We start from the raw sequence: 11,068 nt of genomic DNA, 5'->3' as shown, positions 1-11,068 counted from the left end.
CTTTATGATGCATAAAAAACTCACACTAATGTTCTTGTTAATGGCCAGCGCAGCGTACGCGCAGAAAAAGCCACTTGACCATAGTGTTTATGATACCTGGGAATCTGTGGGATCGAAACAACTCAGTAACAATGGCGTTTGGGCCATGTATGGGATTAACCAACAAGAAGGTGATGCCAATCTATACCTGAATAACCTAGCCAGCCTGGCCAAATTAAAAGTAAACCGTGGTACCAATGCACAATTTAGTGCAGATTCAAAATATGCCGTATTTGCCATCAAGCCTTTTCAAAAGGACATCCGTCAGGCAAAGATTAAAAAGAAAAAAGCAGATGACCAGCCTAAAGATAGTTTAGGGATTGCCAATCTAACCAGTATGGCCATCATAAAAGTTGCCCGTGTGAAGTCTTATAAAATGCCGGAGAAAGCAGCTGGTTTCGTAGCTTATCAACTGGAAAAACCTATTGATACCGCGAAGAAAACAACAACTCCTGCCGCCAACGACAAGAAAAAAGACAACGAAGATTTTTTTGCAGAAGATGAAACGGCGGCTTCCGGAAAAACTGAAGGCACAGACCTGATCTTTAAAAACCTGACTACTGGTGTAGAGCGTACGTTTAAGTATGTGAGCGAATATGCCTTCAGTAAAAATGGCAAGCAGTTTATCTTCGCCTGTACAGGTACTAAAAAAGATAAAACGGCTCCGGTAGGTGTATTTGTACTGAATACAGAAAAAGGAAGCTTGAAAACGTTAGTCAAAGGAAAAGGTACTTTCAAGAACTTTACTTTTGATGAAGATGGTGCCCATTTAGCTTTCGTAGGAGAACAAAGTCCGGAGAAAACCGAAATTAAAGAATTCAATGTTTATTACAACTCGCTTTCCTTAGATACCGCACAGATTTTGGTAGACAATGCCATTCCGGGTATGCCTAAAAAATGGGGCGTAAGTGGTGATTCACGCGTTAATTTCAGCAAGGATGGTACGAAATTGTTCTTCGGCATCGCCCCTGTGAAAACAGCAAAAGATACGACCCTGGTAGATTTTGAAAATGCAAAACTAGACATCTGGGGTTATAAAGATGATTACCTACAGCCAATGCAGCTGAAGAATGCAGATAAAGAAGCGAAAAGAGCTTACTTATCTTCCATTGAAATCTTTAACAGCGATCCCAAAATTGTGCCGCTAACGGATTTAAAACTACCTGATGCAGTGGTTATGGACGAGGGAAATGCGCCTTTCGCATTGGCCTCTACCGACTTCGGCAATAGAGTGCAGCAGCAATGGACAGCAAGTACCATTAAAGATTATTACCTGGTAGACATAAAAACCGGTGCCAGGAAGAAGATCATGGAAGGCCTTTCAGGATCTGCAATGGCTTCTCCAGGAGGAAAATATGTGCTTTTCTTTGATAAGAAAACCGGCAATTATTCGACTTATCAAGTGGCTACCGGAAAGCTAACACCACTAAATAATGGCCTTGCCGTTAAACTGGTAGATGAAGAAAATGATGTTCCTGACAACCCTTCAGCCTACGGTGTAGCCGCCTGGACAGAAGATGACAAGACCGTTTTAATCTACGACAGGTATGACATCTGGGAATTCTCTCCTGAAGGAAAAATACCGGCAAAAAACATGACCAATGGTTTCGGCAGACAAAATAAACTGACTTTCCGCTACCAGAAACTAGATCCGGAAAGCCGTTTCCTTGGCAAAAAGCAACACATTTTAATGGATGCTTTCAATAATACGAACAAAGAGAATGGTTTCTATAAAACCAGTGTTGGCGACCAGAAAAACCCGGAACTGATCGTGATGGAAAAATCCAAATACTCAGATTTAGCAAAAGCTAAAGATGCAGAAATGTATATCTACGACAAAGGGAACTATATCGTTTCTCCGAATGTTTATGTTTCAAAAGACCTGAAAACAGAGATTAAATTGAGTAATACCAATCCTCAGCAGCAGAACTACAACTGGGGAACTGCAGAATTGGTAAAATGGGATACCCCTAAAGGCTTTAAATCGGAAGGTATTTTGTATAAACCGGAGAACTTTGATCCGACTAAAAAGTACCCGATGATCGTCTATTTCTATGAGAAACTTTCTGATGGACTTTATGCTTATCAAGCCCCTGCTCCTACGCCATCAAGGTTAAACATTCCTTTCTTTGTGAGTAACGGATACCTGGTATTTGCACCGGATATCTCTTATGAAACTGGTTATCCAGGAAAATCTGCAGAAGAATATATCAATTCTGGTGTAGAAGCCCTGAAGAAAAATACTTGGGTGGACGGCAGTAAAATTGGTATCCAGGGACAAAGCTGGGGTGGTTATCAGGTGGCACACCTGATTACGCGTACCAATAGGTATGCGGCTGCATGGGCTGGTGCTCCGGTTGCCAACATGACTTCTGCTTATGGTGGTATGCGTTGGGAAAGTGGCATGAACAGACAGTTCCAATATGAGAAAACACAAAGTAGAATCGGTGGTACCCTTTGGGAGAAACCAGATTTGTATATCGAAAACTCTCCTTTATTTTTCTTGCCAAAGGTGAATACGCCTTTAGTGATCATGGCAAATGACGCTGATGGTGCCGTACCATGGTACCAGGGAATTGAACTGTTTAGCGGCTTAAGACGCCTTGGAAAGCCAGTATGGATGCTAAACTACAATGGCGAAGCGCACAACCTGGTTCAGCGTCAGAATAGAAAAGACATTCAGATCAGAGAACAACAGTTTTTCGATTATTATCTGAAAGGTACTAAAGCACCAGCATGGATGACCTCAGGAATTCCTGCTACAGAAAAAGGAAAAACATGGGGCTTTGAACTGACAGACGATAAGCCATAAATTATCATTTCGATTCCTCATCGATTTGTTCCAATAACACCGAAACGGCCATATCCCTTCATTGTGAATGCGGCCGTTTCGGTTTTTCTTTTACCCGCAGATTTTTATCATATTTGGTGAAGTAGCCCATCGAAGAAACGAAATCAGTACCTGCTTAATTAACGTCATGAAAATTGTAGACAATTATCTTGAAATCAATAAAAATTCCTGGAATACCAGAACAGCATCTCATTTAAAATCTGACTTCTATGATGTTGAAGGCTTTTTAAAGTGAAATTCTTCTTTAAAACCCATTGAATTAGGTCTGCTGGGAGATGTCAGGGGCAAATCAATTCTTCATCTGCAATGTCACTTCGGACAGGATTCTATATCCTTAGCTAAAATGGGGGCAAAGGTTACCGCAATTGATTTATCAGACCAGGCCATTATTAGTGCAAAGGAACTCGCTGAAAAATCAGGTGTGGAAGTTTCTTTTATTTGTTGTGATGTTTATGATTTGCCAACTCATTTAAATGAACAATTCGACCTCGTGTTTACCAGTTATGGCGTGATTTCCTGGCTTCCGGATCTGGACAGATGGGCGCTGGTGCTCTCCAGTTTTTTAAAGACCGGAGGACGGTTTGTTTTTGTAGAATTTCATCCTCTACTATGGATGTTTGATGACGACTTTAAAAAGATAGCCTACAATTATTTCAATTCAGGAGCAATTCTGGAAACAGAAACTGGTTCTTATGCGGACAAAAATACGGAAACCTCTCATGAATATGTGGTCTGGAACCACAGTATAGCCGAGGTGGTCAATGGCCTGATCAAAAATAACATGGCGCTCAATTCTCTGGATCAATTTGATTACTCCCCGTACCATTGCTTAAAGAATATGCTGGAAGAGGAACCTGGAAAATACAGAATTTCTCATTTAGGGAATCAAATTCCTATGGTTTATGCGATTGCAGCCACAAAGCTCGGAAGCGCTATGGGCTAGCAATTATCTTTTTATTCCTGCTCAGCGATAATTAATCCGTTTCGACAAGGGATTATTAGAATCAAAACTATAAATTTAACCGTTCAACTAATTTTGTTTTAATGGCCTTAAGTAGGATCTGGTCTGCATTCATTATCATCGCGATTGCAGTAGCCAGTTTTAAGTGTTTCTTTCTTGGAGAAACTGAAATTTTCAACCTCATGATCATTGGAAAAGCCAGTGATGCAGGTAACGTATTGAAGGTGGATGGTATCATCGAAACCTGCTGGACTGCAGTCAATATCTGCTTAAAGCTCATTGGAATTATGGCCCTATTTATGGGTTTCATGAGCATCGCAGAAAAAGCCGGCGGCATCCGTCTACTGTCCAGAATCATTAGCCCTTTCTTCTCCAAGCTTTTCCCGGATGTACCGAAAGGTCACCCGGCCACAGGTCACATGGTGATGAATTTCTCGGCAAACTTATTAGGTTTAGACAATGCAGCCACTCCTTTCGGACTGAAAACAATGGAAAGTCTGCAGGAGCTCAATCCCAATAAAGACACCGCTTCCAACGCACAGATCATGTTTCTTTGTTTACATGCTTCCGGATTAACCTTAATCCCTGTTAGTATCATCGCCGTGCGTGCCTCTTTAAATTCTGCCAATCCAACAGATATATTTATCCCTTGCATGATTGCTACTTTTGTAGCGACCATGGCCGCCATGTTTATCGTTTCTTTCAAGCAAAAGATTAATGTTTTTCAACCGGTTATCATGGCCTGGGTATTGGGACTTTCCGCCATCATCGGCTTATTGGTACTTTACCTAACCAGCTTAACGACAGCTGGCTTACAGGAATTTTCAGGGATCCTAAGTAATGGTTTATTATTATTGATCTTTCTGTTGATCGTATTGGGTGGTTTATATAAAAACATCAACGTCTATGACTCGTTTGTAGAAGGGGCTAAAGGAGGTTTTGATACCGCCATCCGGATAATTCCTTATCTAGTGGGGATGTTGGTTGCCATCAGTTTATTGCGTACCAGCGGTACATTCGATATGGTAATCAACGGATTAAAACACATTTGCACAGCATTGGGAATGGATTCCCGCTTTATCGATGGTATTCCTACCGCATTGATCAGACCACTTAGCGGAAGTGGTGCCAGAGGAATGATGATTGACACGATGACTACGCATGGACCAGATTCATTTGCTGGAAGGTTATCCAGTATTTTACAAGGTTCTTCTGATACTACATTTTACGTGATCGCTGTTTATTTTGGTTCGGTTAGCGTGACCAATACACGTTATGCGATCGGTGCGATGCTACTAGCAGATTTAGTAGGCGTATGTACTGCGATTGGCTTGTGTTATATGTTTTTCGGATAATTTTTTTTCTTATGATCTTCTTGTTCATATAAAAAGTAAGCCCCCAAAAAGTTAGACACTTTATGGGGCTTGCAAAATAATTATGGGGCTTGCTTAATTCATCAGTACATCTGTCTGGAATATTTTATCACAATCGCTGTGATGATATTTTTGCGTTAAGATGGTAACTAAATAGCATTAAGGCTTATCCCACCATACCCTGGAATTCAAATTATCCGAACCGCCATACGGAAATGAAGCCACAGCAGCACTGTAATTCGTCCCATTATTGGTGATTTCCTGTGTAGGATACCCTTCCCTCCTCGGAATTGGCGCATTGTTGTTGTTTGGCGCCGGAGTCAATAAGGGAAATCCTGTTCTTCTCCATTCTGCCCATCCTTCATAGCCATGAAGAAAAAGATGCACCCATCGCTGTTCTCCAATCTGACGTAAGGCGGTCGCAGGATGATAAGCCACTGGTACTTGCGCCATAAACGCAGACAATCCTGTGGAATTATTGTTGTTCCACTGCAAAACAGAAGCTTGAATAGCCAAGTCATAATTGGTCTTTGCTACGACATCACTTCCAGGAATCCAATCTATTTTTGCCGCTTCAGCTTTCGCAAATAAAGCCTGTGCATAGGTCACGAGATAAACCGGAGAATTCTGCTGGCGCAGAGCGCTGCCTAATAAAGAAAAGTTATTGATCACAACAGTAACAGCACCCGGCAATCCATAATCCAGACCTACATAATTCCCTGCTGTATTCTTGTCTGCAAAAACCGGTAATCTTGGATCGTTTAAAGGCAGCATATAATCCACAATTGGCTTACTCACCGCAAACCAGTTTCTTTTCAAACGAGTAAAAGAGGTATACCAATAATTTTCATTTACCTTATCCGCCAGGTGAACATAAGTCAGGTTGTCCTCGTTTTTATCCATAATCCCATTTGCCAATGCCTTCTGAAATTCTGCTTTTCCTTTGGTTGGATCTACTTTTGACAGCCTTAAAGCCATCAGCAAATGAATCGTATTACCTAGTTTTTTCCATCTGATGACATCACCACCATAAATGATATCATTTTTAATATTGCCAGGTATAAATGCGGCGTTCGCCTCATCCAGAAGTTTGAAAAGTCCATCGTACACCACTTGCTGCGAATCATAAGCAGGCGTAAAATTAGCTGAACCTTTTAAGGCTTGCTGAAAAGGAATCGCCCCCCACCGATCAGTAACATGCCATAAGAAATAAGCTTTCAGGATCTTGGCGACAGCAATCTGGTTCGCAATAGGGCCTTCATTCGGGTTATTTGCAATCTCTATTGCCTTCTCCAAATTCATCAATGGGCCAGCATAAATCGGATAAAAGTTAAAATTAATCGTATTGTAACGGCTATTTTCTGTGAAAGAAGTATTGGAAAGGTATTGAGGATAATGCTCTCCATAAATAGAGGCCGTCTTATCGAAAGTAGTCCCAATATCTACCAGACTCAATTGGGAATTGGCAATCAGTTGTGTGGCCGCTGCCTTTACCGGATTGTTCGGATCGGTATTGATGACATCGTCAAATTTGTTGCAGCTGCTGGTCAGTGCGGCAAGCAAAAAGATCAGGTATACGGATTTATTTATATGTTTCATTTCTGTAAGATTAAAATGTGAGGTTCAGGTTAATGCCATAAGATCGTACCGTTTGCAGCTCTCCTTTTTCGAGCCAGCTGATAGAGGCACTCCCAGTAGACAGCTCAGAAGGATCTAAGCCTTTCGGTGCTTTTTGCCAGATCATCGCTGGATTTCTAGCCACAACAGCCAACTTTGCCGATTTAAAAGGTGTCTTTTTCAGTAAATCTCCTGAAAAATTATAGCCCAGACTAACTTCTCTTAATTTGATATAAGAGGCATCATAAAGCCATTCCTCATAGATTTTGGTTCCGATATTATTTCTGAAATAAGTCCTTGCATCTACGTAACCATTAAATTCTTGTCCGCCCACATTTTGACCGGAAATCATGGTTCCTGGCGCATAAATTCCGTTCAGTTTTACCCCTCCTCCACTGGCCAGTGGGTCGCGTACATTTGAACCTTTATCATTTAAAACAGCTGTTTCTGCAGCCTGCCCAGATTTAACGGCCAGCATTTTTGACCAGCTAAAGAACTGTCCGCCGCTCTGAAAGTCGATCATCGCCGAAAGGTCGAATTTCCCAATCCGGAAAGTATTCATAAAACCTCCGGTAACCTTTGGCAATACACTGCCAAAATCGTGATTGGTTTCTACGAGCGGCATATTATCTGCTCCTAACAGGATTTTTCCCGTCTGCGGATCCCGCTGATAAGCTTGTCCGACTAAACTTCCAAAACCTTTATTTAAAGTTGCATTCAGGTAAATATTCACGCTCGAATAGGTGTTTACATCTAACTGATAAACTGTTAAATCTTGATAAAGCTCTTTAATCACACTCTGATTTCTGTTGAAATTCAGGGTAGCATCCCAGCTAAAAAACTTCGACTGAACCGGTGTCCCTGTTAAAGAAAACTCAATCCCATGATTTTGAATCATCCCAGCATTCACCACATTTGAAGTATAACCACTAGCACCGGAAACCGATAAATCTATGATCTGATTTTTATTCTTTTGATTGTAATAACTGAAATCAAACCCTATTCTGTTTTTCAGAAACTTCAGGTCTGTCCCGATTTCAAAAGAATGGGCAAAGGCAGGTTTTGCAAAAGGGTTGTTTAATTTATCGGGTACAAACAGCGTATTGATGTTCGTGGTGGTGTTTTTATAGACACTACCTGGAGAATAGGTGTAAGCAGTTTGATAAGGTTTCAGGTCTGAACCCGCAACGGCATAACTTGCTCTTAATTTACCAAAGGAAAGCGCTTCCCAATTCGTCAGCTGACTAAACACAAAACTTCCGGAAACGGATGGGTACCAATAAGAATTATTGTTTTTTGGCAAAGCCGATGAGTTGTCATTCCTAATGGAGACATCCAGGAAATAAGTATCTTTATACCCTAATGAAGCCATGGCATAAGCACTTCTAATCTCTTTCCTTCTTTCGTAAGACCTGCTGTCTGGGCGGTCTATAGAACCTGCAATATTATAATAATCAGGACTGGATAATCCACCTACGGTAGCCTGAAAAGTGCTTGTAAATTTCTCCGTGTAGAGGTTGGCACCAAAGTTTCCATTGATGGAAAAATCGCCGAATTGTTTATTGTATTGTGCCAGGAATTCGTAATTATTATCGATGCCCTGATATTTTCCAACAGCATAACCATCGTCTAAACGCCCTCCAAGTGCTTCTTTATGGCTAGTGTTCTGAATGTAACGATCCGTACGAACGAAAGCGCTTAATTTCAATTCCGGCAATACCTGATAGTTCAAATTCACATCCCCAAAAAGACGGTCGCGGTTGTCGTTATTTAAGCTTTTATAAGCATCAAAAAACGGGTTGTTCCAATCGCTGGGCTTATTATTGTCACTGTTGATGATTCCCGTAGCGGTATTTGGATTCACATTCCAGTTCAAGATTGTGCCGTCAGGATAACTGTAATTGCGCAACCTTTCTAAATCTATGTTTCTCTGAAACCATTGCGAGCCCCCAGTAAAAGAGCCCTGATAACCCTGTACTGGCCGCTGTCCACTATTATTTGCATAATTTCCATTTACTCCTACTGTTAATTTATCCGTTAACTTTAAGTCTGTACTTAAGCTTAAATTATTGCGTTTTAGCCAGGTATTTGGGATAGTTCCATTGATATAGGCATTGTTATAACTTAATCGGAAAGAAGAATTTTCATTTCCACCGCTAATAGACAAACTATTATTGATGTTTATTCCTGTCTCATAAAAGTCTTTAATGTTATCAGGCTGTGGGACAAATGGGGATGCTTTTCCAAAATCAGGATCTTGCGGATAAAAGCTATAAAACATCCTTACTGGCGTTCCATCCATTCTAGGCCCCCAGCTCTCATCATTGCCATTCACGTATTTCTCGCCATTGCCTAAAGTGAGGAAAGTTTGATTGTTACCTACGCCGTAGGTATTTTGCAAGGGAATAAAATTGCTTACCTTCTCCAGTGAAAGACCCGAGTTGAACCTCACTTCGACAGACTTCGGCCCTTTCTTCCCTTTTTTAGTGGTAATCATGATGACTCCGTTTTGTCCGCGTATACCATATAAGGCGGAAGCAGTAGGTCCTTTTAATACGTTGATAGATTCAATATCTTCGGGATTGATGTCCTGGGAAATGTTGCCAAGATCTACGCCATTTCCAGTAGCAGTGCTGAAATTGGCATCAGAGATCGGTGTTCCATCCACGACAATCAGCGGTGCTCCGTCGCCATTCAAAGAATTCACCCCCCTGATTTTGATTTTCTGAGTACCACCCATACTGGCTCCTGAAGAACCTACCACCTGTACACCGGCGATTTTTCCAGCAAGAGAACCCAGCACATTTTGTTCTTTAGTCAGGGTTAATTGATCGCCCTTTAGAGTTTGTGTCGCATAGCCGATAGATTTTTCATTCCGCTTAATACCCAGGGCGGTCACCACTACTTCTCCCAGCGACTGTGCATCCTGTGCCAGGGCTACATCAATAGTAGTTCGATTATTAATAGGGACTTCCTGTGTGAGATAACCCAGGTATTTTACAACTAGTGTGGTTGCATTGGCCGGTAAATTCAGACTGTAACTGCCATCCGGCTGTGAGGAGGTTCCTGTGCTGCTGCCTTTAACAAGGATGCTTGCTCCTGGAATTCCTGTTCCATTACTGGCATCGCTGATCTTTCCCCGAACAATTTGCTGGGCAAAACCACTGAAAGCGAATAAAAGGAAACAGGAACAAATGAGGGTAAATCTTTTGTTCATGAGGTTAGTATTTTAGGTTTGATACAGGAAAATACTAAAAAAAACGACAAAAAACTCAATATTTTGATAATGCATTATCATATTGATGCCGACCTATTAAGAATAGAGGAAAAGAAAAAATATTTACGGAAATTTAACTAGCTTACTGATGGTTAAACGGTTAATGATTTGTTCCAGAACTCTTGGTTCAACGCTGGTATGTCTGGAAGATCTCCAGGTGCTGGAAGAATCTAACCACACGCAAAAGGAATGATACCCATCTAGTACAACCGCATACGTTTCATGAAAATCGTCTTGAATCTGCATGCAAAAACCATTCACAGACTTGCCCTGAATATCAAACTGAAAGTTGAGATAATTGCTTAGCATATTTATAGTGGTTAGGTGTCTTATAACAAATCTAAGTTTGAAATGTTTAGCTAATCTTAAGGAATTGATATGATAATGTAAAACTATTCCGTAGTTATGACCATACAACAAACGTTTTAAACATTGAATTGTTGCATATACATATATCCTATATTTATACATTATTTATCCCATATGTCAGCAAACAAAATTACTGCAATTACAGAACTAGACCGGTCACATTACAAAACAAAAGTATATTCCGATGGACATTTCATCTATGCGGATGAGCCGGAAGAGGTAGGAGGAACAAATGAAGGTATGGCACCTGGTGCTTTATTATTGGCGAGTTTAGGCAGTTGTACTGCCATTACGATTCGGATGTATGCAGATCGTAAAAAGATGAGTTTAGAAACCATTAAAGTAGAATTGGCGATTTGCAATGAAGAAGAAATGAGTAAGGGAACCACGATCAGTAGAAAAATAACCTTCACTGGAACTTTATCTTCTCAGGAACACGACAGGCTGATGCAAATAGCAGATAAATGTCCGATTCATAAGATTCTTAGTAATCCGATTAAAATTGAAACCAGCTTTTAAAAGATAATTTCTTCTCATCGAGTCATTTATTTGAATTATCTAATAATATACTAAAATTATTA

At 40.7% G+C, this 11,068-nt stretch carries 7 protein-coding genes; 4 read left to right on the top strand and 3 right to left on the bottom strand.

What is annotated here, in order from left to right; all coding sequences use genetic code 11:
* The first annotated feature begins 4 nt into the window (after positions 1 to 4).
* The 3 genes from H9X96_RS14115 to H9X96_RS14105 all read left to right on the top strand — a co-directional run bounded on the left by H9X96_RS14115 (position 5) and on the right by H9X96_RS14105 (position 5,206).
* Positions 5 to 2,851, top strand: a complete 2,847-nt coding sequence (locus H9X96_RS14115; protein WP_255431119.1) for a prolyl oligopeptidase family serine peptidase — start codon at positions 5 to 7, stop codon at positions 2,849 to 2,851.
* A 292-nt stretch (positions 2,852 to 3,143) separates the two neighbouring features.
* On the top strand, positions 3,144 to 3,833 hold the full coding sequence (locus tag H9X96_RS14110) for a class I SAM-dependent methyltransferase (RefSeq protein ID WP_370576744.1): 690 nt from the start codon (positions 3,144 to 3,146) through the stop codon (positions 3,831 to 3,833).
* A gap of 101 nt (positions 3,834 to 3,934) precedes the next feature.
* Complete coding sequence (locus H9X96_RS14105) at positions 3,935 to 5,206, top strand: nucleoside recognition domain-containing protein (RefSeq protein ID WP_187666911.1); 1,272 nt, start codon at positions 3,935 to 3,937, stop codon at positions 5,204 to 5,206.
* Positions 5,207 to 5,383: 177 nt separating this feature from the next.
* Here the strand turns inward: H9X96_RS14105 and H9X96_RS14100 are convergent, their stop codons facing one another.
* From H9X96_RS14100 to H9X96_RS14090, 3 genes are all read right to left on the bottom strand, one after another.
* On the bottom strand, positions 5,384 to 6,823 hold the full coding sequence (locus H9X96_RS14100; protein WP_187666910.1) for a SusD/RagB family nutrient-binding outer membrane lipoprotein: 1,440 nt from the start codon (positions 6,821 to 6,823) through the stop codon (positions 5,384 to 5,386).
* Positions 6,824 to 6,833: 10 nt separating this feature from the next.
* A complete protein-coding gene (locus H9X96_RS14095; RefSeq protein ID WP_187666909.1) occupies positions 6,834 to 10,058 on the bottom strand; it encodes a SusC/RagA family TonB-linked outer membrane protein in 3,225 nt (1,074 codons plus the stop codon).
* Between the two features lie 123 nt (positions 10,059 to 10,181).
* The gene (locus H9X96_RS14090) at positions 10,182 to 10,427 is read right to left on the bottom strand and encodes a hypothetical protein (protein WP_187666908.1); all 246 of its coding nucleotides are present in this window, start codon (positions 10,425 to 10,427) and stop codon (positions 10,182 to 10,184) included.
* Between the two features lie 174 nt (positions 10,428 to 10,601).
* Between H9X96_RS14090 and H9X96_RS14085 the strand changes: the two genes are divergently transcribed.
* The gene (locus tag H9X96_RS14085; protein ID WP_187666907.1) at positions 10,602 to 11,006 is read left to right on the top strand and encodes an OsmC family protein; all 405 of its coding nucleotides are present in this window, start codon (positions 10,602 to 10,604) and stop codon (positions 11,004 to 11,006) included.
* Positions 11,007 to 11,068 lie beyond the last annotated feature (62 nt).

This window comes from Pedobacter sp. N36a (assembly GCF_014472395.1).
GTDB lineage: Bacteria > Bacteroidota > Bacteroidia > Sphingobacteriales > Sphingobacteriaceae > Pedobacter.
Note: the sequence above shows the minus strand (reverse complement) of the source record. Positions and strands in the feature narration are given on the sequence as shown.